Origin of the sequence: Kitasatospora sp. NPDC058184 (assembly GCF_042883725.1) — a bacterium.
GTDB lineage: Bacteria > Actinomycetota > Actinomycetes > Streptomycetales > Streptomycetaceae > Kitasatospora.
Map to the genome: position 1 here is coordinate 53,347 of NZ_JBHVVE010000003.1, position 24,483 is coordinate 77,829.

The window sequence follows — 24,483 nt, forward strand, 5'->3', positions numbered from 1 at the left end:
CCGGGTCGGGGCGTCAGGAGGCGGTGCGGCGCACCGGGTGGCCGCCGGGGCCGGTGGTGAGCCAGGAGCCGTCGCCGAGCGGCCGCAGGTCGTACGGGTCCGCCGCGTGGGCGTCGAACTCGCCGTGGACGCGGCCGGTGCGGGCGTCGACGCGGTAGTGGCGGAACCAGTCCTCCTCGTCCTCGGTCTCGCCGACGAGGGTGGCCAGGAGGGTGTCCGGGGTGAGGTGGCCGCCGCTCCACTCCAGGAAGACCGAGTCCGGGTCGTGGCCGAAGTCGTCGACGGTGAGGGTGAACACCGTCTCGCCGCCGGGGAAGGCGTGGACGGCGAGGTCCCTCTGGGCGTGGTCGACGGTCAGGAAGCGGTGCCCGTCGGGGGACAGGTCGATGAGGCAGCGGTCGTCCCACGGGTAGCGGAGGAGTTCCAGCCGGCCGCCGGCCAGCGACGCGCGGTAGACGGCGGTGCCGTCCTGCCCCTCGCCCACGTTGAGGAGCATCCCGCCGCTCGCCGGGTGGGCCAGCTGCACGCCGCCGTGCCCGACCGTCTCCAGGTCGGCCCGGGCGAGGACCGCCCCGCTCGCGGCGTCCACGGCGACCCACTGGTCCGGCCGGTCGCGGCCCGCCATGGCGTCGGGCCGGTAGACCCACAACACCCGTCCGTCCGGGGACAGTTCGCAGTCGGGCAGGTGGCCGTGGGCGTTGTCCGCCGCCGGTTCGAAGGGCGTGCGCCAGACCTCCGCGCCGTCGGCCGTCACGCAGACGGCCGCGTGGAGCGTCGTGTAGTAGGCGTGCCGCAGGTCGGTGGCGACGGCGTGGGCGACCACCCCGTCCCCGGGAACCGGCCGGCAGGCCACCGCGGGCGACAGCACGCCCACGGCGCCGGCGGCCGGGGCGTAGGCGCAGACGAGTCTGTCGACGAGTCGGGTGGTGAGCCGGACGGGGTGCGGGGAGGCGGCCATCCCCGGAGGCTACCGAACCCGGGCGGGCGGCCGCCGTCGGCCCCGCCTCCGGCCGCTCCCGGCTGTCCCCGGCCGGTCAGGGGCGCCACTGCTCCCGGTAGCCGGGGTGGTCGTGGTAGGACTGCGCGAGGACGCGCAGCGCGTACGCGAGGCCGGCGGCGCGGGGGTCCGAAGGGTTCATCGCGATGCCCTCCTGGGCCAGCTGGTCGACCAGGTCGAGCATGGGCAGGTGGCTGTCGAGGAGGGCCTCGGGGCCGAAGACGTGCGCCACGTAGGCGTAGGCGTGGTTGTCTTCCTCGTTGCGTGCGCGCAGGAAGCGCAGGAGGTCGTCCATGGGCCCATCCTGGTGCGCCGCCCCGGCGGGCCGGGAGCCGGGGACGTTGCTTCCTCCCGTGGGGGCGCGCGCGGAGCCGGGCGCCGGCCGGGCTCCGCGCGCGCAGGGGGGAGGGGGTCAGGCGGCGGTGCCCTGCCGGCGGGCGCGGACGCTGGTGACCAGCTGGGCGCGGATGCGGGCGGGGACCTCGGGGGCGAAGCGGGCCAGGTAGTGGTTCAGGTGGGTCTCGTCGCCGGTGAGGAACGGCAGGTCGAAGACCAGCAGTTTGCGCACCGCGAGCAGCGGGACGGGGGCGCGCAGCGGCCGGAAGGAGTGGTTCCACAGGCCGGGTTCCTCGCAGACCGGGTGGAACTGGCCGATCATCAGGCCCTGTTCGACGAACTCGTCCTTGGCCTTGCGCTGGAGCTCGTCCAGCACGGTGGAGTCCTCGCGGTCCAGTTGGGGCAGCACCAGCAGGACGGTCAGCAGCTCGCGGTCGGACTCCTCCGCCAGGTCGGCGAGCAACGCGTCGTAGTGGGCGCGCAGTTCGGCCACCAGCGCGGGCAGGTCCCCGCCGGGGGAGGTGTCGGCGACGGCGATGTGGAACAGGCCGCGGCGCAGCGAGGGCTGGGTGTAGGGGCAGACCGGGCCGCTGCGGCCGAGGTCGGGGTGGGCGGTGGTGAGGAAGGCGCGGGCCCAGGCGAGGGTCTCGGCGGCCTCGGGGCTCGCGGCGGCGCGGCCGGCGTCGATGTGCTCGGCGCTGTACACGCGCAGCGCCCCGGTGACGGCGGCGGGAGCGGTGGGGGCGACGGCGGCGGGGGCGGTCATCGGGGCCCCCGCCAGACCGGGGCCAGACGGGGTCCGCCGCCGGGCAGGGCGAGGGCCTCGCCGAAGCGGGCGAAGCCGCCGCGGGCGAGCAGGCGGGCGCCGGACGGGGAGCTGGTCTCGGCGTAGGCGGCCTGGCCGGCGGTGTCGACCTCGGTGAGGAAGGCGTGCAGCAGGGCCCGGCCGGCGCGGGTGCCGCGGGCGCCGGGGCGTACCCCGACGAAGGCGAGGTAGTGGTGGGAGCGGTGGCGCGGGTGGCGCAGGGTCTGCAGGCGGGTGATGGCGGCCAGGCGGCGGGCCGGTTCGCCGTGGCCGGCGGCGTCGATCGCCTCGGCCAGGGCGGCGGTGGCGGCGCCGTCGCGCGGGCCCGGGGCCTCCCAGTGGCCGGGCGGCAGGAACAGCAGCGCCCCCAGCGGTTCGCCGTCCGCGCCGTCGTCCGCGGCGCCGTCGCCGTCGGCCCGGTGGACGGCCAGCGCGCCCCCGTGGGCCAGGCACTGCTCGATGTGGACGCGGAAGAAGGCGGGCAGGACGCGGGCGCGGTGGCCGGGGTCGGGGAAGGCCCAGAGCATCAGCGCGTCGTCGGCGAAGGCGTCGGCGAGCGCGCGGGCCAGGGCGTCCTCCTCGCCCGGGCGGGCGGGGCGCACGACCGGCCGTACGGCGCTGTCGGCCGGCCCGGCGGGCGGTAAGGCGGTGCCCGCGGCGGCGGGCAGGGCGGTGGCGGTGGTCAACGGGCACTCTCCTCGAACGAGGGGGCGGACGAAGGGGAAGGAGCCGAAGGAGCGGACGGAACAGAGGGAGCAGAAGAAACGGAGGGAGCGGACGGAACGGAGGGAGCGGGGGCCCCGGTCGCCGAGGCGGCCAGCGCCGCCACCCGCGCGTGCAGCGGCGCCACCCACCCCTCCGCCTCCGGCTTGATCAGCACGCTGCGCAGCACCCGCGCCCCGTCCGCGTCCGCGCGCACCCCCGGGTGGCGGCGGGTGAAGTCGGCGGCGTCCACGCGCAGCACGCTCAGGTAGACGGGGTCGTGTTCGTCGGCCATGCCCTGGCGCAGCACCCGCTCGCTCGCGGCGTCGACCGCCGACAGCGCGGGCGGCCCGGCCGGGGTGGGGAAGTAGGTGACGATGTCCAGCTGCGGCCGCTGGTACAGCGTCAGCTCCGCGCTGTCCTCGATCCGCCGCGCCCAGGCGAGGGCGGCGCGCCGGCTCGCGGCCAGCCCCGCGCCCAGCCCCCGCGCGGTGAGCGGCAGCAGCTGCAGGGTCAGCCACAGGGCGGCGGCCGAGGCCCCGGCGCGCGAGCACTCCAGGCTGATCTCGCCCAGGTGCAGCTCGGCGTCGGTGAAGTAGGTGTACGGGGAGTCGTGGGCGAAGTGCCGCCCGATGTCCGGGTCGGCGAACAGCACCGCCCCGCAGCCGTACGGCTGCAGGCCGTGCTTGTGCGGGTCGACGGTCACCGAGTCGCAGCCGGCGATCGCCCGCCACGGCGCCGTGTCCACGTCGAGGGAAGCGGCCAGCGCGTCGTCGGCGGCCAGCAGCGCGAAGAACCCGCCGTAGGCGGCGTCCACGTGCACCCGCGCCCCGTAGCGGCGGGCCAGCGGAAGGATCTCGTGCACCGGGTCGACGGCGCCCGCCCCGGTGGTGCCGCAGGTGACCACCACCGTGCCGACCCGCCCGGTGCGCAGCAGCTCCTCCAGCGCGCCCACGTCCATCCGGCCCTCGGCGTCCGCCGCCACCGCGTGCCCCTGGACGCCCAGCACGTGGCACATCCGGCTGTGGGTGTAGTGGGCCTCGCGGCTGTACGCCACCCCCAGGCCCGGGTGGCTCTGGCGCGCCACGTACAGCGCCTCCAGGTTGGCGATGGTGCCGCTGCTGGTCAGGTGGCCCACGTGCGCGGGCAGGGCGAACATGGCGGCGAGGTGCGCGACGCACTCGCGTTCCATGTCGTTGGTGGCCGGCCCGCCCTCGTAGGCGTGGTTGTTGGGGTTGAAGCGCATCGCCGTCAGGTAGCCCACCACCGCCGCCGGGTGCGGCGGCTTGACCATCTGCCCGGCGTAGCGCGGATGGAAGAACGGGTAGTTGTGCTCCAGGCGCTCGGCGAAGCGCTCGAAGGCGGCCGCGAACGCCGCCTCGTCCACCAGGTGCGAGGGGTGCGGCTCCAGCGGCCCGAACCGCTCGCCCCACCGCTCGGCCACCTCGGCCGCCTTCGGCAGCCAGTACCGCAGGTCCACGCTCAGGCCCTTCCCCTCAAGTCCTTCGACAACGGGGGGCCGACGCGCGGGTGAGCAGCACGCCGGGCCCCTGGCGAGTACGAGCGTTCACCGCGTCCGAGTCCTTGAGCGTTCCTCGACCGCGTCCGCAGCCACCGTGGCCACCGCCCGCAAGGCGCCCGCAACACCCGCAGCTCACCCACCGCACCGCCCCCGGGCCCCACCCGCACCGCCCCGGCCCCCCGCCGCGGGCGGCCCCGCACCACCCCGTACGGCCGCGCGACGGCCCCAGCCGGACCCCACCGGGACCCGAGCCGCCGCTGCTGCAATCACCCCCGGACAAGGCCGCCCCACCCCACCCGGGCGAGGCCGGGGGAGCTCACGCGGGAGGAACGACGCGATGGTGACCAGACGCAGGATGATCGGCGCCGCCCTGGCGACCGGGGGAGGAGTCCTGCTCGTGCGCACCACGCTGCGCCCGGCCCCCTCCGCCGCCACCACCGCGGCCGCCGCCGCCAAGGACGCCGGCCACGCCCACCCGGCCGGCGCCGCCGTCCCCGACCCCGACGCCGGCCCCGCGCTCGCGGAGAAGTTCACCACCGCCCTGCCGCTGCCCCCGGTGCTCAGCCCCGTCTCCACCGACGGCGGCGCCGACACCTACGCGGTGACCATGCTGCGCTCCTACGCCCGTATCCTGCCCGGCCGCCGCACCGAGGTCCTCACCTACAACGGCGCCTTCCCCGGCCCCGTCATCCGCGCCCGCTCGGGGCGCCCGGTGGTCGTACGCCAGACCAACCTGCTCGACGACCCGGTCTCCGTCCACCTGCACGGCTCCGCCGTCCCCGTCGACAGCGACGGCGGCCCGATGAACCTGCTGGGCGCCGGCGCCACCCGCACCTACACCTACCCCAACGACCAGCCCCACGCGAGCCTGTGGTTCCACGACCACGCCCACCACCTGGAGTCCGAGCACGTCTACCGCGGCCTGGCCGGCACCTACCTGCTCACCGACGCCACCGAGGCCTCCCTGCCGCTGCCCGCCGGCCGCTACGACCTGCCCATCGCCCTGCGCGACGCCCGCTTCGACACCGCCGGCAACCTCGTCTACCGGATGGACGACGCCGAGGGCCGCGCCACCGTCCTCGCCAACGGCCGCCCCTGGCCCAAGGTCGACGTCGCCGCCCGCCGCTACCGCATCCGCCTGCTCAACTCCTCCAACCTGCGCTTCTTCTCCCTGCGCCTGGCCGACGGCGGCCCCATCACCCAGATCGGCTCCGACGGCGGCCTGCTGGAACGCCCCCACACCACCGACACCGTCGACCTGTCACCCGGCGAGCGCGCCGACGTCGTCATCGACTTCTCCCGCTACCGCCCCGGCACCAGCGTCGTGCTCACCAACTCCATGCCGCCCGGCCCCGCCGAACACATCGGCCAGGTCCTGCGCTTCGACGTCGGCCGCCCCGCCCCCGACCCCTCCAGCGTCCCCGACCGGCTGCGCACCCTGCCCCCGCTGGGCCCGGTGGCCCGCGAGCGCACCATCGTGCTGAAGGTCGAGGAGGGCGGCGCGGGCGTGGCCCCGCTCGGCCTGATCGACGGCCGGCAGTACGACCCCGCCCGCGTCGACGCCGCCGTCGCCTTCGGCACCTCGGAGATCTGGACGGTCCACAACGCCAACACCGACATCCCGCACAACTTCCACCTGCACCTGGTGCAGTTCCGCGTCCTGCAGCGCAACGGCGCGCCCCCCGGCCCCGAGGAGGGCGGCCTCAAGGACACCGTGCGCCTGATGCCCGGCGAGAGCGTGCGCCTGCAGGCCGCCTTCGACTCCTACCGCGGCCGCTACCCCTACCACTGCCACCTGCTGGACCACTCCGCGATGGGCATGATGGCCCAGATGGAGATCGCCTGACACCCCGGTCCCGGGGCCGCCCGCCGACACCGCGTCGGGCACGGGCGGTCCCGGGACCGGGGGAGCGGTCAGGACGCGTGGATGCCCTGCCCCGGCGTCAGGATCCCCGCCGGGTCCCAGCGGCGCTTGGCCCGCGCCACCGTCTCCCACAGCCCCCCGTAGTGGCGCCGCCAGTCCGCCCCCGTCATCCCCGGCACCGCCCCGATCAGGTACCGCTTGCCGCCCAGCTCCACCGCCAGGTCGTACAGCCGCCGGTTGCGCTCCAGCATCGCCGCCGTGTCCGAGCCCGGCCCCGGGAACGCCAGCAGGTCGAAGTGCCAGCCCACCTCCTGCCCGGGCAGCACCGCCAGCGGCGCCCGCACCTTCGAGCGCTGGTACGGGTAGAACAGCAGCAGCCCCGCCCCCAGGTCGGCGGTGGTCAGCACCTCCGCCGCCCGCGCCATGAACGCCCGCGCCGCGGACGCCGGCAGGAACACGCTCAGCCACGGCTTGGGCAGCGCCCACAGCCCCGACGCGCGCAGGTACCCGGCGAAGCCGTCCACCCGGAACGCGTACTCCCGCCAGCTCTGCTCCACCACCTCGCTCGACACCGGGCGCAGCCCCGCCAGCAGCGCCGCCCGGTCCACCGCGCCCCCGGCGTCCGCGAACGCCACCAGCTCCGCCTTGTACCGCCAGCGCGAACCGTCCTCGCTGCGCACCACGTCGCCGACCTGGAGGTCGAAGCGGCGCTCGGCCATGACCTTCTGCTGGTCGGCGAGGTAGGCGTCCAGGTCGTCGTAGTACAGCGAGAAGACGTGGGCGCGTTCGCGGACCTTCACCAGGGCGAGGGTGGCGCGCACGATGACGCCGGCCTGGCCGCCGCCGGCCAGCACGGCCTCGAACAGTTCCCGGTTGCGGGTGGGGGAGGCGGTGACCAGTTCGCCGGTGCCGGTGACGACGTCCAGTTCCAGCACGTTGTCGACCTGCATGCCGTGGCGCTGGACGCCGCCGCCGATGCCGCCGACGCTCAGCGTGCCGCCCACCGTCAGGTGCAGGTAGTCGGTGAGCACCGGCGGCACCCAGCCCGCGGCCAGGCCGGCCTCGGTGACCTGCGCCCAGGTGGCCCCGGCCTCGACGACGGCGCGCCCGGGGCGCACGGACAGGACCTTGGACAGGCCGCGGGCGTCGATGGCGACGCCGCCGCGGGGGTTGGCCTGGCCGTAGCTGGAGTGCGACTCCAGGCCGGCCTCGCCGAGCTGGGCGAGGTCGCCGCTCTGGCCGTTGACGGCCACCGGGATGCGGTGGCGGCGGGCGAAGGCGACCAGCTGCTGCACGTCGCGTACCGAGCCGGGGCGCAGGACGGCCCGGGGGGTGGCGGTGACGAGGTGGCCGAAGTCGGTGGCGAAGCGTTCCAGGCCGGCGCCCTGGAGGGTCACCGTGCCGTCCAGGGCGGGCAGTCGGGCGATGTCGGCGCCCGTGGCCGCCCCGGTCCCGGTCCCGGTCCCGGCGCCGGTGTCGGCTTCGGTGGCCCAGGCTTGGGTGGCGGTGTTCCAGCCGATGACGGCGCTGACGGCTCCGGCGCCGGTCGAGGCGAGGAGGGCGCGGCGTGACAGTCCTGACCTGCTCATATCAGAATTTCTCCGATCAGTCGTCAAATAGGGATTGTTGTACCGCAACCATCGGGTGATCACCTACTGCCCCGCACCGTCCAGCTGTTCGCGCAGGGCGGTGAGGCGGTGGAACACGGCGTTGACGAGCATCGGCCGGTACGGGTCCCGGTCGTCGTCCATCCAGGCGGTGGCCGTCGCGGCCTCCTCCAGCAGGGCCAGCCGGGCCCGGGGCAGGTCGGCCACCAGCGGGGAGCGGACCGCGTCCAGCAGGGCGTGGACGAGCCGGTGGGCGTGGACCCGCGGGTTGACCGCGAACAGCGTGCGGTAGACCCACAGCGCGTCCTCGCCGTACAGGATCCAGTCGTCGTTCAGCAGCAGCCGCACCCGTGCCCTCAGCACCAGGTCCTCGTTCATGTCGCGTGTCCCCCTTCGCCGTTCGTGAGCCGCCCACCGCCGCGTGCGGGCAGCACGCCGTGCGCGCCGGCCGCCCTGGGCAGGGCGGTGGGCGCGGGGTTCGCGGTGGGATGCGCACGAGTCTGCGGGCGCGGGGCGGGGCGCGGCAAGGCGGAAGAAGGGTGTGCTGCGTCCTACCGGAGCGTTGCCCTGAGCTGGCAGGATGGGGGTCGGCACCCTCCGGGCGCGGTGGCGGACGCTAGCCTGGGCGCCATGTTCGTACTGGAGTTGACGTACACCGCCGCCCTGGAGTCGATCGAGGAGGCGCTGCCGCGGCACATCGCGTGGCTTCAGGAGCACTACGCGTCGGGCACCTTCCTCGCCTCGGGGCGCAAGGTGCCGCGCGACGGCGGGGTGATCCTCGCGGTGGGCGGGGACCGGGCCCGGATCGAGGCGCTGGTGGCCACCGACCCGTTCGTGCGGGCCGGGTTGACGCAGTACCGGGTGACGGAGTTCCTCGCCACCACCACCGCCCCGGAGCTGGCGGCCCACCGCCAGCGGCTGCCCGGCTGAGGCCCTGCGCCCCCGTTGGTCCCCGTCCGTCCGTGGTGCCCCGGGCCGTTCGCGCGGTTCGGGGCACGGTCGCGTTCTGGCTACGATCGGTGAACACGGGGCGAGGACGTATCGCGAGTACCGACTTTCGGCGGGAGAAGACGGATGGCACACGCACGGGCCGGGCAGCCGGCGCAGCCCGGTGACCTGGTGGACGTGGCGCGGCTGGTGACGGCGTACTACGCGCTGAACCCGGATCCGCAGGAGCCCGGGCAGCGGGTGGCGTTCGGGACCTCGGGGCACCGGGGCTCGTCGCTGGACGGGGCCTTCAACGAGGACCACATCGCCGCGACCACGCAGGCGATCTGCGAGTACCGGGCCGAACAGGGCGTCGCGGGACCGGTGTTCCTGGGCGCGGACACCCACGCCCTGTCCGAGCCGGCCAAGGCCACCGCCCTGGAGGTGCTGGCCGCCAACGGCGTGCACGTGCTGATCGACGCCGCCGACGGCTACACCCCCACCCCGGCGGTCTCGCACGCGATCCTCGCCCACAACCGGCGCAGCCCGCGCGCGCTCGCCGACGGCATCGTGGTCACCCCCTCGCACAACCCGCCGCGCGACGGCGGCTTCAAGTACAACCCGCCCAGCGGCGGGCCGGCCGGCTCGCAGGCCACCAACCGGATCCAGGACCGCGCCAACGAGCTGATCCGCGAGGGCATGCGCGGCGTCAGGAAGGTCCCCTACGCGCGGGCGCTGGCGGCCGCCACCACCGGGCGCCACGACTACCTCACCGCCTACGTCGAGGACCTGCCCTCCGTCCTGGACCTGGACGCGGTGCGGGAGGCGGGCCTGCGCATCGGCGCCGACCCGCTGGGCGGCGCGTCGGTGGCCTACTGGGCGCGCATCGCCGAGACCCACCGCCTGGACCTGACCGTCGTCAACCCGCGGACCGACCCGACCTGGCGGTTCATGACGCTGGACTGGGACGGGAAGATCCGCATGGACTGCTCCTCCCCGGCCGCGATGGCCTCCCTCATCGGCCGCAAGGACGAGTACGCCATCGCCACCGGCAACGACGCCGACGCCGACCGGCACGGCATCGTCACCCCCGACGGCGGCCTGATGAACCCCAACCACTACCTGGCGGTGGCCGTCGACTACCTCTACCGCCACCGCGCCGACTGGCCCGGCGACGCGGGCGTCGGCAAGACCCTGGTCTCCTCCTCGATGCTCGACCGCGTCGCCGCCGACCTCGGCCGCGCCCTGGTCGAGGTCCCGGTCGGCTTCAAGTGGTTCGTCGACGGCCTGCTGGAGGGCTCGATCGGCTTCGGCGGCGAGGAGAGCGCCGGCGCCTCCTTCCTGCGCCGCGACGGCGGGGTGTGGACCACCGACAAGGACGGCATCCTGCTCGCCCTGCTGGCCGCCGAGATCACCGCCGTCACCGGCGAGACCCCCAGCGCCCGCTACCGCGACCTGACCGAGCGCCACGGCGCCCCCTCCTACGCCCGGGTGGACGCCCCCGCCGACCGCGAGCAGAAGGCCCGCCTGGCCCGGCTGTCCCCGGAGCGGGTCGGCGCCGGCGAGATCGCCGGGGAGAAGATCACCGCCGTCCTCGCCAAGGCCCCCGGCAACGGCGCCCTGATCGGCGGCATCAAGGTCTGTACGGAGAACGCCTGGTTCGCGGCCCGGCCCTCGGGCACCGAGGACGTGTACAAGATCTACGCCGAGTCCTTCCACGGCGACGAGCACCTCGCCCGGGTGCAGGACGAGGCCCGCGCCCTGGTCGGCGAGGTCCTGCGGGGCTGAACCCGGTACGCCCGTGCCCCGGTCCGGCGGCCTGCCGGACCGGGGCACGGGCCTCTGCCCGGGCGCAGGTCGTCCCTCAGGCGCGGGACGGCTCCTGCCGCGGGGCCGGGGCCGACGCGCGGGCGGCCCGCTCGTCGCGGGTGGTCGCCGCCGCGACCGCGCACGCGGCCAGCGCCAGCGCCGCCGCCGCGAACGGGAACCAGCGCCCGCCCAGCACCGCGATCGCCGCCGAGCCGGCCACGCCGCCGACCGCCGTCCCCAGGTACAGGGCGCTGCTGTTCAGCGAGATCAGCAGCGGCGCGTTGGCCGGGTCGATCGACGCCAGCCGGTGCGGCAGCGCCACCGACACCGCCCACCCGGCCAGCGGCACCACCACCGCGTAGGCCAGCGCCCCCGGCATGGTGAGCCCCAGCCAGGGCAGCGCGGCGAACGCGGCCGCGGCCACCGCCGAGCCGGTCAGCAGCACCCGCCGCACCCCGAGGCGGTCCACCAGGCGCCCGCCCAGCCAGCTGCCGGCCACCGACATCACGCCGCTGGTCAGCAGGACCAGGCTCAGCCGGTCGGCGTCGCCGCCGGTGGCGCCGGACACCGCGGTGGACAGGTAGATGTAGACGCTCTGGAAGGCGAGGAAGAACACCAGCGTGGTGGCGGCGGCGCCCAGCACCCGGCGCCGGCCCAGCGGCGCCAGGCGCGCCGCGAGGGTGGGGGCGGCGGCGGGGGCGGGCAGGTCGCGCAGCAGCGCCGCCAGGCCGGCGAAGGCGGCCACGCCCAGGGCGGTGACCAGCCACATCGTCATCCGCCAGTCGGCGCGCCCGATCCAGGTGCCCAGCGGCACCCCGAGGGCGGTGGCCACCGTCATGCCGCCGAGCACGGTGGCCAGCGCCCGGCCGCGCCGCTCGGGGGCGACCAGCGTGGTGGCCACCGCGTTGGCGGTCGGCGTGTAGAGGGCGGCGCCGGCCGCCGCCAGCACCCGGGTGGCCAGCAGCAGTTCGTAGGTGGGGGCGAGCGCGCTGAGCGCGTTGGCCGCGCTGAACACGACGAGCGCGGTCAGCAGCAGGCGCCGGCGCGGCCAGCGGGCGGTGAGCGTGGCCAGCACCGGGGCCAGCAGCGCGTAGCCGAGGGCGAAGACGGTGACCAGCTGGCCGGCGGCCGGCACCGACACCCCCAGGTCGGCGGAGATCGGGCCGAGGATGCCGGCGAAGACCATCGAGTCGGTGCCCATGGCGAAGGTGCCGAGGGCGAGCAGGAGCAGACGAACGGGCACGGGAGGGCCCCCCGGGACACAGGAACGGATTGTTTGATAAGCATGCAACAGTTGGACGCTCGTCAAACACTCGGGGATTGGTGGATGATTGTCAAACCATCTGTGTCCCCCAGGCGGCCCGAGGAGCGTGCGCCATGACCGACGACGAGCGGCTTCCCCAGCCCGCCACCGCCGACATCGACCTCGTCACCGTCCTGCACGCCCTGGGCGACCCCGTGCGCATGACCCTGCTGCTCAGCTACGCCGACGACGCCGAGCACTCCTGCGGCCCGCGCGACCTGGGCCTGGACCACCTCCACAAGTCGACCGTCTCCCACCACATGCGGGTGCTGCGCGAGGCCGGCGTCACCACCACCCGCGTCGCCGGGCGCAACCGCTTCGTCAGCCTGCGCCGCGCCGACCTCGACAGCCGCTTCCCCGGGCTGCTCGACGCGCTCCTGGCGGCCCAGGCGGCCCCCGCGCGGTAGGGGCCCGGCTCCGGGGAGTCGGCTGCCGCCGCGGGCCTATGTCCGCGGTCGTACGGCGCGGCGGCGGCTCCTGCCCCCGGCGGACGCGCCCGGGCGGGGCCCGGCGGCACGGTGGACGGGCACGCCGCCCGCCGACCCGATCGCCGCAGGAGCACGCCCGTGACCAGATCCCAGCCCGGCCTCCCGTCCGGCCTCCCGTCCGGCCTCCCGTCCGGCCGTCCGCTCAGCCGTCGGGGCGTGCTCGGGGCGCTCGCCCTGGGCGCCGCCGGCGCCGTCGCCGGCGGCGGGCCCGTGCGCGCCGACGCCGTACCGGCCGGCGCCGCGGGGCGGCCCTGCCTGAGCCTGCCCGCGCCCACCGGCCCCCGCCCCGTGGGCACCGCCCTGCTCTATCTGGACGACCCGGCCCGCACCGACGCCTGGGCCCCCGCGCCGTGCCCGCGCGAACTGCGCGCCCGCCTCTGGTACCCCGCCGCGCCGGGTGCCCGGGGCCCGTACGCGCCGTGGATGAGCCCCGCCGAGACCGCCCACCTGCAGGCCGACTACTTCGCCGTCCCCGGCGCCCGCGTCGCCTGGCCCGCCACCCACGCCCGCCCGGACGCCCCCGCCGACCGCACCCGCCGCCACCCCGTGGTCCTCAACTCCCACGGCTCCGGCGCCGACAGCGCCTTCAACACCGCGCTGGCCGAGGAGCTCGCCTCCCACGGCCACGTCGTCGCCGCCGTCGACCACACCTACGACGCCGGGGAGGTCGAGTTCCCCGGCCACCGCCTGGAGGTGCGCGACAAGGCCCGCGTCCAGGCGATGACCGACGCCGCGATCGTCGCCTACCGCGCCGCCGACGTGCGCTGCCTGCTCGACCGCCTGGCGGCCGGCCCGCTGCCCGCCGGCCTGGACGGCGCCCTCGACCTCGGCGCCGTCGGCATGTTCGGCCACTCCATGGGCGGCGCCACCACCGCCCACGCCCTGTATGAGGACCCGCGCATCCGCGCCGGCGCGGTCCTGGACGGCCCCCTGTTCGGCCCCGCCGCCACCGCCGACCAGACCCGCCCCCTGCTGCTGATGGCCTCCGCCTGGGACAGCCCCGCCCGCGACGCCATGTGGGACACCCTGTGGCCGCACCTGACCGGCTGGCGCCGGCGCCTGACCCTCACCCGCTCCGGCCACCTGTCCTACTGCGACCTTCAACTGCTCGTCCCCCAGGGGCAGTCCGTCTTCGCCTGGCCCGCCGACCGGCTGGAGCACTTCCTCGGCACCGGCGACCCCCAGCGCGCCGTCGCCGCCCAACGCGCCTACCTCACCGCCTACTTCGGCCTCCACCTGCGCGGCATCCCCGCCCCGCTGCTGGACGCCCCCGCGCCGCAGTGGCCCGAGATCCGCTTCGACGCGTGAACCCCCGCCGCCCGCAAGCCCGTTCGGCCCGCTGTGCGCCGCCCCGAGGCCCGGGACCGTGGCGTCTCGCGCCGACACCGCCACCGTCGGGGTCGACGGTGGCGGTGTCGGTGCGGGCGCGGACGCGTCAGTACGGGAGCGGGCGGTTCTCCCGGGCCCACAGCTTCTCGGTCTCGCTCTGCTCCGGGGGCGGGGTGAGGCCGTCGATCATCCACAGGTTCCGCGGCGTCTCGTCGACGTGGAACTCGCAGTACAGGCCGCGGTCGGTGGTGTGGGGCGCGAGGAGGGCGGCGAGCGCCTCGCGGGTGCGCCTGCGCAGGTCCGGGTCCTCGGTGTGGCGGGCGATGTGCTCGACCACAACCCGTACGGCCGCGCCGTGCGGTTCGCCGCCGACGTGGAAGGAGTCGGCGGCGACCTCGTGGAAGAGGACCACCACGTAGAACTTCGGCAGTCCGAAGCGGGTGTAGAAGCCCGTGATGTCGGTGGAGAGCTGCTTCTTCTGCCCGGGGTCATAGGTGCCGGGCGGGTGGTAGACGTGCCACAGGGGCATGGCGGTTCCTCCTGGTCGTCGGTCGGGTCGGGGCTTGCGGCGGCGGTCCTGCCGGTGGTCCTGCCGGGGTGTCAGCGGCGGCCGAGGACGGCCAGGTCGTCCACGGGGCCCGACAGGGCGGCCTTCAGGGCCCGGGTGGCGTCGTCGACCAGCACCTCGTGGTCGCCGCGCTCGACGCCGTCCAGGACGGCGCGGGCCACCTCGGCGGGCGGGATCTTGTCGACCGGGACGGCCGCGACCATCTCGGTGTCCGCGAAGCCCAGGTGCACGCCGACGACCTGCGTGCGCTGGGCGGCGAGCTCCAGGCGCAGCGAGTTGGTCAGGGACCACAGCGCGGCCTTGGAGGCCCCGTAGGCCCCGGCCCCGGCGCCCCAGGACAGCAGCGAGTGGATGTCGACCAGCGCGCCGCCGCCGCGGGCGGCCAGCACCGGGGCGAAGGCCTGGGCGATGCGCAGCGGGCCGAGCACGTTGGTCTCGAAGGTGTCCCGGACCAGCGCGAGGTCGGCGCTGAGCAGCGGCGCCGGGTACAGGACGCCGGCGTTGTTGAAGACGATGTCGACGTCGTCGGCGCGGGCCGCGAGGGCGGCCACCGAGGCGTCGTCGGTGACGTCCAGCGCGAGGACCTCCACGCGCGGGTCCTCGCTGGTGTCGGGGGTGCGGGCGGTGGCGTAGACCTTCTTCGCGCCGCGGGCCAGCAGCTCCGCGGTGAACGCCCGGCCCAGGCCCCGGCGACCTCCGGTGACCAGGGCGGTGGAGCCTTCGATCACGGTCATGGTGCATCTCCTCGCTCTCGGGGCGGCACCGGCCGTCGCCGGCGGGTGCCGCAGCATTTAGATTATTACCATCATCTAAAGGGGATGGGAAAGTGGACGCACCAAGTGGAAGCACCGACCGGACGCACCACGCGTCGTACGAGAGGGAAGGAGCCGCGGCATGCCCCGCGTGTCCCGCGCCGAGGCCGAACGCACCCGCAGCCGGGTCGTCGACCACACCGCCCGCCTGATCCGGGAGAAGGGCGCCGACCAGGTCAGCGTCCCCGAGGCGATGGCCGCCGCCGGACTCACCCACGGCGGCTTCTACCGGCACTTCGCCTCCAAGGACGACCTCCTCGCCGAGGCCCTCACCGCCGCCTTCACCGAACGGCGCGACGCCATGGAACAACTCGCCGACCAGCCGCCCGCCCGGCGCACCCCCCGCGCCGAGTTCCTCCACCGCTACCTGTCCGAACTCCACCGCGACCACCCCGGCCACGGCTGCGCCGCCGCCGCCCTCGCCGCCGACGCCGCCCGCACCGAACCCGGCACCCCGCTGCGCACCGCCTACACCGCCGGACTGCGCGACCTCGTCGACGCCCTGGCGGCCCTGCCCGAACCCGCCGAACGGCAGGAGGCGCTCGCCGACCTGTCCACCATGGTCGGAGCACTGCTGCTCGCCCGGGCGAGCCAGGACCCCGACCTGTCCGGGGAGTTCCTGGCCGCCGCCCGCCACCGCCTGGCCGTCGACGACGGATACGGGGACGGGGACGGGGACGGGGACGGAAACGGGAGCGGGGAGCCGGCGACCGCGTAGGGTCCGTACGTACGTGGACCTGGCGAAAGGACGGACCGTGCCGATCAGAGGCGTGCTCTTCGACGTCGACGACACCCTGTTCGACTACTCGGGCTCGGAACGGGCGGGCATCCTCGCCCACCTGCGCCACCTCGACCTCCTGCGCCGCGTCCCCGACCCGCAGACGGCGGTGGCGCTGTGGCGCGAGATCCTGGACGAGCAGTACGCCCGCTTCCTGGCCGGGGAGCTCACCTTCACCGGCCAGCAGCGCGAACGCGTCCGCCGCTTCCTCGCCCGCCTCGGCGAGGACACCGCCGCCATGCCCGACGAGGCCGCCACCGCCTGGTTCGCCGGCTACACCGCCCACCGCGACGCCGCCTGGACCGCCTTCCCCGACGCCGCCCCCGTCCTCGCCGCCCTCGCCCCCACCCACCGGCTCGGCATCGTCTCCAACGCCCCGATGGACCAGCAGCGCCCCAAACTCCACGCCACCGGCCTGCTGCACCACTTCGCCGACACCGCCCTCGTCGGCTCCGACCGGCCCGGCGAGGCCAAACCCGCCCCCGCCATCTTCCTGACCGGCTGCGCCCGCCTGGGCCTGCCCCCGCACGAGGTCGCCTACGTCGGCGACAGGTACGACCTGGACGCCCTCGGCGCCCGGGGCGCCGGCCTGCGCCCCTTCTGGCTCGACCGCGCCGCCTCCCGCACCCCGGTCGACGACGGCATCCACGTCCTGCACACCCTGGCCGAACTGCCCGCCGCCCTGCGGACCTGAGCCGGGGCCGCCCGGTCGCGCGGGAAGTCGGCCGGGCCGACTTCCCGCGTCGCGGGGGAGTGGGCGCGCTGCGCCGCTCGTCCCGCGCGCGGGCGTCCCGGTCGGGTGCTCAGTCGTCGAGGCCGAACAGGGCGCGGCAGCCCTCGTCCAGGCCGGTGACGGTGACCGGGGTGCGGGCGTGCCCGGCCCAGGCCTCGGGGGTCAGGCGCAGGCGCTGGGAGACCACCACCCGCCCGTCCAGGACGTCGCGGTCGATGCCGTCGCCGCGGTAGCCGAGCCGGCGCGAGACGGCCAGGGAGGAGTGGTTGTCGGCGAAGGACAGCGACCTCGCCGACCGCGTCCCCAGCTCCGCGAAGGCCAGGTGGAGCATCGCGGCGCGCATCTCGGTGCCCAGGCCCTTGCCCTGGAACTCCAGGCCGAGCCAGGAGCCCGAGACGATCTCGCGCCGCACGCCGAACTCCTTGGCGCGCATGTCCTGGATGCCCACCGGGCGCCCCTCGTGGAAGGCCACCAGGTTCAGCGCCCAGTCCTGGGCGCTCCAGCGCCCCAGCCGCCGCCAGTGCAACTGCACCACGTGCCGGGCCCGTTCGGCCGGCGGCAGCTCGCCCCACGGCGTCAGGAACGGGCGCTCCTCGGGCGGGTGGACGCCGCGGGCGGCGACGTCGGCCACCTCGGCGAGTTCGTCCTCGGTGGGCAGGCGCAGCTCCAGGCGGGGCGAGGACACGCGCAGCCCCCGCAGGGGCCAGTGGTCGATGATCATCGAGCCAGTGTGCCCAGCCCGACCGCGCCGCGCACCGCCATTTCCACCTCGCCTTCACGTCCGCCTCCGCCCCGAATCCACCTCCCGGGGGACAGCGGCGGCGGCCCGACTTGACGCGCCGTCACCTACAGTCGTGCGATGAGCGCACGAAGTGATACTCGGCTGGTCGGAGGACCGCCACCCCCGCACCGCCTGCCCACCCTCACCTCCCTGCGCTTCGCCGCCGCCCTCGCCGTCTTCCTCTTCCACGCCTTCCTCGTCGCCGACCCGCTGCACCCCGGCGCCCCGCTCGGCTTCTTCGCCGACCCCCGCCTCGCCGCCGCCCTCGCCCACGCCACCTCCAAGGCCGGCTACGTCGGGGTCTCGTTCTTCTTCGTCCTCAGCGGCTTCGTCCTGACCTGGTCCGCGCGCGAGCGCGAGCGCCCCGCCGCGTTCTGGCGCCGGCGCCTGGCCCGGATCTACCCCAGCCACCTGGCGATGTGGGCCGCCGCCGCCCTCCTGTTCGCCTGGGCCGCCCCGGTGCGCACCTGGCTGCCCAACCTCCTGCTCGTCCACGCCTACTCGCCCGACCCGGACATCAACTCCGGGATGAACATGCCCAGTTGGTCGCTGTGCTGCGAGGCCCTGTTCTACCTGCTCTTCCCGCTCCTGCACCGCGCCGTACGGTGCCTGCCCGCACGCGCCCTGCTCCCGGCCCTGGCCGCCGCCCTGCTGGCCGCCGCGGCCGTCGCGGGAGCCGACGCGGTCCTGCTGTCCGACCGGCCCCGGATCCCCCAACTGCCCGTCTCCCTCGACCAGCTGTGGTTCGGCTACCTCTTCCCGCCGGCCCGGCTGCCGGAGTTCGTCCTCGGCATGCTGCTGGCCCGCGCCGTCGCCGCCGGCCGCGCCCCGCGCGTCCCCCTGGCCGCCGCCGCCTTCCTGGTGGCGCCCGCCTACGCGCTCGCGCTCGCCGTCCCCTCGCCCTACGACTTCGTCCTGCCGATGGTCCTGCCGCTCGCGCTGGTCATCTGCGCCGCCGCCCAGCACGACCTGCGGCGCGGCGCCGGGGACCCGCCGCCGCGCCGCCCGGCCCAGTGGCTGGGCGCCGTCTCCTTCGGCTTCTACCTCTGCCAGGGCGTCGTCCTCTTCCACGGCCGCCCCCTGCTGTTCGGCGACCGCACCTACCCCGCGCCGCTCGCCGCCCTGCTGACCGTCGCCGCCTTCGGCGCGACCCTGGCCGCCGGGGCCCTCAGTCACGCCCTGGTCGAGCGCCCCGCGGTACGGCGCCTCGCCGGCCGGGCGGCGGGAGCCGGCTGAGGAGCGGCGGTACGGGCGAGGGGCGCGCCGTTCAGTCCGTCGGCCAGGCCCGCAGGTCGGCCAGGGTGAGTGTCCGGAAGCGGCCTTCGCCGTCCCCCATGACGAGCAGCTGGAACTGCTCGGGGTCCGACCAGGGGAGCCGCGCGGCGATCCGGGCGAACTCGGCGAACGGCAGGTGGTTCAGGGCGCCGCCGTAGAGGTGGGGAGGCCGCTTCGTGCCGCCCCAGGCGTGGCCCTCGGTGGAGATGTTCCGCAGGCTCCAGCGGCCGGGCAGGTCGGGGCTCAGCGGGGCGAGGCGCGCGTTGAGCTCGGCGACGACGTCGTCGTCGTCCGCCCAGCCGCCGGGGCTGAGCAGGATGGTCGTGATCGCTGACATGCCCCCATGATCGCCGCGACCACGGCAGGGCCGGCGGACGGGCCGTCAGCGGCCGGTGGCGGGGCGGTCGGGGGCGTTGAGGGCGTCGAGGGCGGTGACCTCGCGCACCGCGTCGGCGATGGCGCGGAAGTCCTTCTTCAGGATCGCGCCGTGGTTGCTGGGCACCTTCGCGCTGATCCGGATGTGCGGGTTGCGCGCGGTGACCGCCGGCAGGGCCGCGCGGATCAGCTCCTGCTCGTCGCCCTTGCTGCCCAGCGAGGTCCCCGAGGCGATCACGTACCGGGTCGGGACGGTGATGGCGTCCAGCACCGGGCCCAGTGCGGCGGCGCTGCCGATCCTGCCGAGTTCGATGTTGGACTCCGACATCTGCCGGTGGGTCATCCGCGGGGTCAGGCCGGTGGGGCGGGCCAGCGCCATGAGCGGCGCCCACCGCCGGAACTGCGTGCGGATGCGCCGCTCCAGCTCCTCGGTCAGCCAGTCGTAGGGCAGCGCGCCGTCCACCAGGACCGCGCCGACGGCGCGGCCCGGGTTGCGCGAGGCCCAGTGCGCGGCGACGAACGCCCCGTAGGACCAGCCCACCAGCAGGGCCCGCCGCACGCCGCGGGCCGCGAGGACGGCGTCGACGTCCCGGACGGCGGCCTCGAAGGAGTAGTCCGCGGAGCGCTTCGACGTCCGGCCGCGGGCCCGCTCGTCGTAGGTGATGTGCCGCAGGCCCGGGCCGAGGTCGGCGAGGACGCGCCGCCAGTAGCCCTGGGTGGCGAACTGGCCGTTGAGGTAGAGCACGGGCAGGCCGGGGCCGCCGGTGTCGGTGGCGGCCAGGGCGGTGTCGTCGACCGGCACCAGGCCGGTCCACGGGGCAGGGCCGGTCGCGGGTGCGGTGCTGTTCGTCATGGTGTCCCCCTTGGACGGGTGTCGGGCCCCGGGACGGGGTCAGAGGCTGCGGGCGGTGATGTCGCCGTGGGAGGTGGTGGCGCGGATGTCGAGCACGGTGGCGCCGTCGTTGCGCAGGGAGTTGGCGACGCGGCCGTGGCCGGTGCCGGCGTCCAGTGCGGCGCAGACCCCGGCGGCGGCGCCGACGGTGATGCTCCCGGACTGGGTGCTCAGCTCGACGGTGCCCCGGTGGGCCTCGGTGACGCGGATGTCGCCCCGGGTGGTGCTGATCCGGGCGGGCCCGCCGAGGCGGCCGACCTCGACGTCGCCGTCGACGGCGCTCAGGTGCAGGCTCGCCGCCTCGTCGACCTTGGTGTGGCGGTACGCGCCGTCGAAGGCGACGTCGCCCAGGCGGCCGACGACGCGCAGTTCGGCGGCCGCGGCCTTGCCCCGTACGGCGGAGCCGGCCGGCAGCTGGACGGTGACCTCCAGGGAGCCGGTGGGGCCGAGCAGCTGGCTTCCGGTCGCGGAGGTGACGATCCGCAGGACGCCGTCCTCGTAGGCGACGGCGGTCTGCTCGGCGGCCCGGACGTCGCGGCCCTTGCCGGGCTCGGCGGCCCGGACCTCGACGGTGGTGTCGACGCGCTCGGCGGCGATGAACCGCACGCGCCCGCCGGGGATGTCCAGGACGACGGTGACCGGGGCGGGGGTGGCGAACTTCTGCATGCTGCGCTCCTGTGCGGTTTCGTTCCATCGGTGTTTCCGACATTGGAAACGCTACGTTGCTTTCAAGATCTCGGCAACTAGTTCGTTGCGTCAAAGTAGCGTCATGGCAGGTGAATGGCGGGAAACTGTTGCAACGGACGCACAGGTAACGCAACGGACGCCACCCCGATCATTGCAATGGTCTGAAGGTGAACGCTAAGGTGGGGGCCGACCGGGAACCACACGGCCACCACCACCGAGGAGAACGCGATGCCGGGAGGCAGGCTCACCCAGCAGGAACGCCGGCAGATCGCACTGGGGCTGGCCGACAGCCTCCCCTACGCCGAGATCGCCCGACGCCTGGAACGCCCCACCTCGACCGTCACCCGCGAGGTCATGCGCAACGGCGGCCCCGTCGCCTACCGCGCCGACCTCGCCCACCGCGCCACCGAACACCGCGCCCAGCGCCGCCGCCCCGCCCCCACGGCCGGCCCACGGCCCGGCACCCACCCCCACGGCCGCGACGACGAGGCCGTGGCCGCCTACGAGGAACAGCTCACCACCGTCCTCATGGGCTCCGGCCTCAACCGGATGGGCGCCCGCGTGGTCACCTGCCTGTCCACCACCGACGCCGGCAGCCTCACCGCCGCCGAACTCGCCCAACGCCTCCAGGTCAGCCCCGCCTCCATCTCCAAGGCCATCGCCTTCCTGGAGAGCCAGAGCCTGGTACGCCGCGAACGCGACGAACGCCGCCGCGACCGCTACATCGTCGACGACGAGCTCTACTACCAGGCCGTCATCGCCAGCGCCCGCGCCAACGACAGGGTCATCGAGACCGCCCGCCAGGGCGTCGCCGTCCTCGGCCCCGGCACCCCCGCCGCCGTCCGCCTGGAGAACATCGCCCGCTTCCTCGACTTCATCAGCGAAAGCATCGTCCGCGCCGCCGAACAGGCCCGCGAAGTCCTCCACACCAAACCCGCGACGACCACCACCGGGGACGAGGCCCCGGAGTAGGACGTCGACCGCACTCCGGGGCCGTGAAGGGTCAGGCCGCCCGGCGCAGCGCGGCCTTCTCGATCGTCCGCACCCGCCGCCACGTGTACACCCACGCGTCGATGTCCCGCACCCCGCAGATCTGCAGGAAGTGCCGCACCTTCTCCATCTGCGGAAGGGACGTCGCGTTGAGCATGTCGGAGATCGTGCTGCGCCGCAGGACCTTGCCGTAGGCGGTCTGCCGCTGCTGGTGCAGCCGCGCGCTGCGCTCCTCCAGGTGGCGCAGTGACGGCTCGCCCGCCCAGACCCTGACGTCCTCCAGGCCCGCGACGAACTCCTGCACGGTGGAGAACAGCACGGGATCGGGTTCGCCGGCGGGCGGGACCGGTACGCGCCAGTCGGCGGCGGGCGGCGTCCTGGTGGGCATCCGCATACGGGTGCGGAGTTCCGCCATCGCTTCCTGGTGAAGGAGCAGCGCGCGCTGCTGGGCGCGAGCACCCACGTCCATCGCCTTCAGCAGCGCTCGCAGCTCTTCCTCCGAGGGCAGGAGGCGTCCCCGGATGATCTCGTACACGGTGGCGGCATCCATCTCGGCCCTGTGTGCGAGCTCTTCCATGGACCGCTCGGAAACGGATCGACGGTGTTTCTGCAGCTCGTGCGCGAGCTCCTCGCGTGCGGTCATCGCCGCCCCCGCACGGCCGTGCCGGAGGCCTCGACGGCGGCGGTGACGATGACGGTCACCAGCGCCTCGACGGCGTACCCGAGGACGATCAGGGCGATGACGCCGGCCAGGGCGACCGCGAGGAACGCCGCGGACAACGCGGCCCGCCGCAGGCCGGAGCCCTCGGCGGGCGGGGTGGCGGGCGGCGGCGTGCGCCGCACCGCGCATCGGAGTTCGAGCAGCACAGTGGTCCCTTCTGAACCCTCAACCCGGACGTGGGGATTGCCGTCCCCTGGGCCACCCGGCGGGTGGTTGGGCCAGATCATGCGCGGGCCGCGAGGCGTGGCGCAAGTTCCCGCCTGCGGCTCCTCCGGCGGCAACCAGGCATTGCAAGAGTCGATGTGACTGACTGTCGGGACAGATTCGGACACCATCGCCACGCCGCCGGCGCCCGCGTGTCCGAAGCCGTCCGGGACTGTCCGAGATCGTCCGGGCGCCGTCGGGCAGGCCGCCGGGATCACGCCTGCTCGGAGTGGTCCAGCGTCCGGGAGTGTCCGAAGCCGTCCGGCCGGCTTGGTCGCGGCGCCGCCGAATGCAAGAGTTGCGATCCGAGAGCCCTTCCCCTCAACCCGGACGGTCTCCCCGGGCGGAGCGCTGTTGCCGCAGCCCCGCCGTGACGCGGATCACATTGGAGAAGGCCTGCCCCCGTTCCGGGAGCAGGCCTTCTCCTCGTTCCCTCGGCCGGTCAGGGTGTCAGGAGCAGCCGCCCGCGCAGGCCTCCGGCCTCCAGGCGGCGGTGGGCGTCGGCGGCGTCGGCGAGCGGGAGGGTGTCGGCGACCCGCAGGGTGAGGTGGCCGTCGGCGGCGAGGCCGGACAGGCGGGCCAGCGCCGGGCCGTCGGCGGTGATCCACACGTTGGCGACCCGGATGCCGCGCAGGGGCACCGGGGCGCTGCCGGCCGCGACCGCGACGAAGGCGCCGCGGCCGCGTACCGCGCCCAGGGCCCGTATGCCCAGCAGAGCGGCGTCGACGGCGCCGTCGACCCCGCCGGGCACCGACTCCCGTACGGCGGCGGCCACATCGGGTGCCGTGCGCGGCACGAACCACTCGGCGCCCAGGTCGCGCACCAGCGGCTCGTCGTCCTGCCCGGCGAGCGCGACCACCCGCAGGCCGCGCAGGGCGGCCAGTTCGACGGCGAAGCCGCCGACGCCGCCCGCCGCGCCGGTGACCAGGACGGTGGAGCCGGCCGGCAGGTCGAGCAGGTCCAGGGCCTGTAGCGCGGTGAGGCCGTTGAGCGGCAGGGTCGCGGCCTGGGCGAGGGTGGCGCCGGCCGGGGCGGGGGCGAGGGCGTCCGCGTCCAGGACGACGTGCTCGGCGTAGGTGCCGAGGTCGGTGTCCAGGCGGTCGCGCAGGCCCACCACCCGCTGTCCGAGCGAGAATCGGGTCACCTCAGGTCCCACCGCGTCCACCGTGCCGGCCACGTCCCAGCCGATGCCGGTCACCGCGCGCGGGGCCATCAGCCCGGCCCCGGCGAGCACCCCGGAGCGGGTGACCGCGTCCACCGGGTTGACCCCGGCCGCCGCCACCCGCACCCGCACCTGCCCGCGGCCAGGCCGCGGCAGCGCCACCTCCACCAGCTCCAGCACCTCGGGACCGCCGAACTCCCGCACCACCACGGCACGCATCACGACACCCACCCCTCACGAATCGGCAACTCCACCCAACCTAAGGAGAGTTACTCTCCATGGGGAAGGACGCACCCGAAGGTGCGTACCGCACGGAAAGGAGAGTGGGCCGATGCCCACCACGACCGCCGCCCGGCGCCGCGCCGCCGAGGCCGCCGCCTACGACGCCTACCTCGCCTGGTGCCCGGCCCGCCAACTCCTGGACCGGATCGGCGACAAGTGGGTCAGCCTGCTCGTCTCCGCCCTCGCCGACGGGCCGCTGCGCTACAGCGACCTGCGCCGGCGCCTGGCCGGGGTGAGCGAGAAGATGCTCACCCAGACCCTGCGCGCCCTGGAACGCGACGGTCTGGTCAGCCGCACCGTCACCGCCGGGGTGCCCGCCCGCGTCGACTACGAGCTCACCGGGCTCGGGCGCGACCTGCTGCCGCTCGTCCGGCAGATCAAGGACTGGGCGGAGAGCCACATGCCCCAGGTGCTGGCGGCCCGCGCCGCGTACGACGAGGACCACCGGACACCGGAATGACCCGGGGAGACCGGGGACGGTCCGGGCGCAACCTCCGGCGGGGCGGCTCGTTGGGCGTACGGGTCGAACCGACC

At 75.3% G+C, this 24,483-nt stretch carries 27 protein-coding genes; 10 read left to right on the top strand and 17 right to left on the bottom strand.

Translation table 11 applies throughout. The features are described from left to right. Positions 1 to 13: 13 nt before the first annotated feature. The 5 genes from ACFVXH_RS06425 to ACFVXH_RS06445 all read right to left on the bottom strand — a co-directional run bounded on the left by ACFVXH_RS06425 (position 14) and on the right by ACFVXH_RS06445 (position 4,320). Positions 14 to 958, bottom strand: a complete 945-nt coding sequence (locus ACFVXH_RS06425) for a hypothetical protein (protein WP_387820728.1) — start codon at positions 956 to 958, stop codon at positions 14 to 16. A gap of 76 nt (positions 959 to 1,034) precedes the next feature. Further along, positions 1,035 to 1,292, bottom strand: coding sequence for a DUF6221 family protein (locus ACFVXH_RS06430; RefSeq protein WP_049656647.1), 258 nt, complete (start codon positions 1,290 to 1,292; stop codon positions 1,035 to 1,037). Between the two features lie 117 nt (positions 1,293 to 1,409). Further along, positions 1,410 to 2,099 (bottom strand): DUF6875 domain-containing protein, encoded by a 690-nt coding sequence (locus ACFVXH_RS06435; protein WP_387820731.1) that lies wholly within the window; start codon positions 2,097 to 2,099, stop codon positions 1,410 to 1,412. Then, the gene (locus ACFVXH_RS06440) at positions 2,096 to 2,824 is read right to left on the bottom strand and encodes a hypothetical protein (RefSeq protein WP_387820734.1); all 729 of its coding nucleotides are present in this window, start codon (positions 2,822 to 2,824) and stop codon (positions 2,096 to 2,098) included. Before ACFVXH_RS06440 ends, ACFVXH_RS06435 begins: the two co-directional genes overlap by 4 nt. Beyond that, on the bottom strand, positions 2,821 to 4,320 hold the full coding sequence (locus tag ACFVXH_RS06445) for a pyridoxal phosphate-dependent decarboxylase family protein (RefSeq protein ID WP_387820737.1): 1,500 nt from the start codon (positions 4,318 to 4,320) through the stop codon (positions 2,821 to 2,823). Before ACFVXH_RS06445 ends, ACFVXH_RS06440 begins: the two co-directional genes overlap by 4 nt. A gap of 379 nt (positions 4,321 to 4,699) precedes the next feature. Here ACFVXH_RS06445 and ACFVXH_RS06450 point away from each other — a divergent pair, with 379 nt between their 5' ends. Next, positions 4,700 to 6,208, top strand: coding sequence for a multicopper oxidase family protein (locus tag ACFVXH_RS06450; RefSeq protein WP_387820740.1), 1,509 nt, complete (start codon positions 4,700 to 4,702; stop codon positions 6,206 to 6,208). 68 nt (positions 6,209 to 6,276) lie between these two features. Here the strand turns inward: ACFVXH_RS06450 and ACFVXH_RS06455 are convergent, their stop codons facing one another. Then, the gene (locus ACFVXH_RS06455; RefSeq protein ID WP_387820743.1) at positions 6,277 to 7,815 is read right to left on the bottom strand and encodes an FAD-binding protein; all 1,539 of its coding nucleotides are present in this window, start codon (positions 7,813 to 7,815) and stop codon (positions 6,277 to 6,279) included. A 63-nt stretch (positions 7,816 to 7,878) separates the two neighbouring features. Next, positions 7,879 to 8,211, bottom strand: a complete 333-nt coding sequence (locus tag ACFVXH_RS06460) for a hypothetical protein (RefSeq protein ID WP_387820746.1) — start codon at positions 8,209 to 8,211, stop codon at positions 7,879 to 7,881. 252 nt (positions 8,212 to 8,463) lie between these two features. Between ACFVXH_RS06460 and ACFVXH_RS06465 the strand changes: the two genes are divergently transcribed. Together ACFVXH_RS06465 and pgm are read left to right on the top strand one after the other, a co-directional pair. Further along, the gene (locus ACFVXH_RS06465; protein WP_387820749.1) at positions 8,464 to 8,763 is read left to right on the top strand and encodes a YciI family protein; all 300 of its coding nucleotides are present in this window, start codon (positions 8,464 to 8,466) and stop codon (positions 8,761 to 8,763) included. Positions 8,764 to 8,907: 144 nt separating this feature from the next. Next, the gene (gene pgm / locus ACFVXH_RS06470; RefSeq protein ID WP_049656775.1) at positions 8,908 to 10,548 is read left to right on the top strand and encodes a phosphoglucomutase (alpha-D-glucose-1,6-bisphosphate-dependent); all 1,641 of its coding nucleotides are present in this window, start codon (positions 8,908 to 8,910) and stop codon (positions 10,546 to 10,548) included. A 76-nt stretch (positions 10,549 to 10,624) separates the two neighbouring features. Here pgm and ACFVXH_RS06475 read toward each other — a convergent pair whose 3' ends face one another. Then, positions 10,625 to 11,812, bottom strand: a complete 1,188-nt coding sequence (locus ACFVXH_RS06475; protein WP_380781986.1) for an MFS transporter — start codon at positions 11,810 to 11,812, stop codon at positions 10,625 to 10,627. A gap of 134 nt (positions 11,813 to 11,946) precedes the next feature. Between ACFVXH_RS06475 and ACFVXH_RS06480 the strand changes: the two genes are divergently transcribed. Together ACFVXH_RS06480 and ACFVXH_RS06485 are read left to right on the top strand one after the other, a co-directional pair. Beyond that, positions 11,947 to 12,279, top strand: a complete 333-nt coding sequence (locus ACFVXH_RS06480) for a helix-turn-helix transcriptional regulator (RefSeq protein WP_049661305.1) — start codon at positions 11,947 to 11,949, stop codon at positions 12,277 to 12,279. Positions 12,280 to 12,438: 159 nt separating this feature from the next. Then, on the top strand, positions 12,439 to 13,668 hold the full coding sequence (locus tag ACFVXH_RS06485) for an alpha/beta hydrolase family protein (RefSeq protein ID WP_387820754.1): 1,230 nt from the start codon (positions 12,439 to 12,441) through the stop codon (positions 13,666 to 13,668). A gap of 127 nt (positions 13,669 to 13,795) precedes the next feature. Here ACFVXH_RS06485 and ACFVXH_RS06490 read toward each other — a convergent pair whose 3' ends face one another. After that, a complete protein-coding gene (locus ACFVXH_RS06490; protein WP_049655321.1) occupies positions 13,796 to 14,218 on the bottom strand; it encodes a tautomerase family protein in 423 nt (140 codons plus the stop codon). Between the two features lie 71 nt (positions 14,219 to 14,289). Next, a complete protein-coding gene (locus ACFVXH_RS06495) occupies positions 14,290 to 14,991 on the bottom strand; it encodes an SDR family oxidoreductase (protein ID WP_380744475.1) in 702 nt (233 codons plus the stop codon). 160 nt (positions 14,992 to 15,151) lie between these two features. Here ACFVXH_RS06495 and ACFVXH_RS06500 point away from each other — a divergent pair, with 160 nt between their 5' ends. Beyond that, positions 15,152 to 15,787 carry a TetR/AcrR family transcriptional regulator gene (locus ACFVXH_RS06500; RefSeq protein ID WP_074006295.1) on the top strand — a complete coding sequence of 212 codons (636 nt, stop codon included), beginning with the start codon at positions 15,152 to 15,154 and terminating at the stop codon, positions 15,785 to 15,787. A gap of 37 nt (positions 15,788 to 15,824) precedes the next feature. Continuing rightward, positions 15,825 to 16,541, top strand: a complete 717-nt coding sequence (locus ACFVXH_RS06505) for an HAD family hydrolase (protein ID WP_074006296.1) — start codon at positions 15,825 to 15,827, stop codon at positions 16,539 to 16,541. 109 nt (positions 16,542 to 16,650) lie between these two features. On the opposite strand, the gene ACFVXH_RS06510 is transcribed toward ACFVXH_RS06505, so the two are convergent. Continuing rightward, a complete protein-coding gene (locus tag ACFVXH_RS06510; protein ID WP_074006297.1) occupies positions 16,651 to 17,301 on the bottom strand; it encodes a GNAT family N-acetyltransferase in 651 nt (216 codons plus the stop codon). A 138-nt stretch (positions 17,302 to 17,439) separates the two neighbouring features. Here ACFVXH_RS06510 and ACFVXH_RS06515 point away from each other — a divergent pair, with 138 nt between their 5' ends. Next, positions 17,440 to 18,597, top strand: a complete 1,158-nt coding sequence (locus tag ACFVXH_RS06515) for an acyltransferase family protein (protein ID WP_387820761.1) — start codon at positions 17,440 to 17,442, stop codon at positions 18,595 to 18,597. 31 nt (positions 18,598 to 18,628) lie between these two features. Here ACFVXH_RS06515 and ACFVXH_RS06520 read toward each other — a convergent pair whose 3' ends face one another. From ACFVXH_RS06520 to ACFVXH_RS06530, 3 genes are read right to left on the bottom strand one after another with little or no spacing between them, the layout of a single operon-like run. Further along, positions 18,629 to 18,973: a hypothetical protein gene (locus ACFVXH_RS06520; RefSeq protein ID WP_387820764.1), complete on the bottom strand. Its 345-nt coding sequence runs from the start codon at positions 18,971 to 18,973 to the stop codon at positions 18,629 to 18,631. 45 nt (positions 18,974 to 19,018) lie between these two features. Further along, positions 19,019 to 19,864 carry an alpha/beta fold hydrolase gene (locus tag ACFVXH_RS06525; RefSeq protein ID WP_387820767.1) on the bottom strand — a complete coding sequence of 282 codons (846 nt, stop codon included), beginning with the start codon at positions 19,862 to 19,864 and terminating at the stop codon, positions 19,019 to 19,021. Between the two features lie 39 nt (positions 19,865 to 19,903). Then, a complete protein-coding gene (locus ACFVXH_RS06530) occupies positions 19,904 to 20,569 on the bottom strand; it encodes a DUF4097 family beta strand repeat-containing protein (RefSeq protein ID WP_387820770.1) in 666 nt (221 codons plus the stop codon). A gap of 249 nt (positions 20,570 to 20,818) precedes the next feature. Here ACFVXH_RS06530 and ACFVXH_RS06535 point away from each other — a divergent pair, with 249 nt between their 5' ends. Next, on the top strand, positions 20,819 to 21,562 hold the full coding sequence (locus ACFVXH_RS06535) for a helix-turn-helix domain-containing protein (RefSeq protein ID WP_074006302.1): 744 nt from the start codon (positions 20,819 to 20,821) through the stop codon (positions 21,560 to 21,562). Positions 21,563 to 21,593: 31 nt separating this feature from the next. On the opposite strand, the gene ACFVXH_RS06540 is transcribed toward ACFVXH_RS06535, so the two are convergent. From ACFVXH_RS06540 to ACFVXH_RS06550, 3 genes are all read right to left on the bottom strand, one after another. After that, positions 21,594 to 22,157: a multiprotein-bridging factor 1 family protein gene (locus ACFVXH_RS06540; RefSeq protein ID WP_387820773.1), complete on the bottom strand. Its 564-nt coding sequence runs from the start codon at positions 22,155 to 22,157 to the stop codon at positions 21,594 to 21,596. A gap of 62 nt (positions 22,158 to 22,219) precedes the next feature. After that, entirely contained in the window at positions 22,220 to 22,447 is a 228-nt protein-coding gene (locus tag ACFVXH_RS06545; RefSeq protein ID WP_387820776.1) for a hypothetical protein, read from the bottom strand. 500 nt (positions 22,448 to 22,947) lie between these two features. After that, the gene (locus ACFVXH_RS06550; protein ID WP_387821632.1) at positions 22,948 to 23,886 is read right to left on the bottom strand and encodes an NADP-dependent oxidoreductase; all 939 of its coding nucleotides are present in this window, start codon (positions 23,884 to 23,886) and stop codon (positions 22,948 to 22,950) included. Positions 23,887 to 23,998: 112 nt separating this feature from the next. Between ACFVXH_RS06550 and ACFVXH_RS06555 the strand changes: the two genes are divergently transcribed. Beyond that, the gene (locus ACFVXH_RS06555; protein WP_380744492.1) at positions 23,999 to 24,409 is read left to right on the top strand and encodes a winged helix-turn-helix transcriptional regulator; all 411 of its coding nucleotides are present in this window, start codon (positions 23,999 to 24,001) and stop codon (positions 24,407 to 24,409) included. Positions 24,410 to 24,483 lie beyond the last annotated feature (74 nt).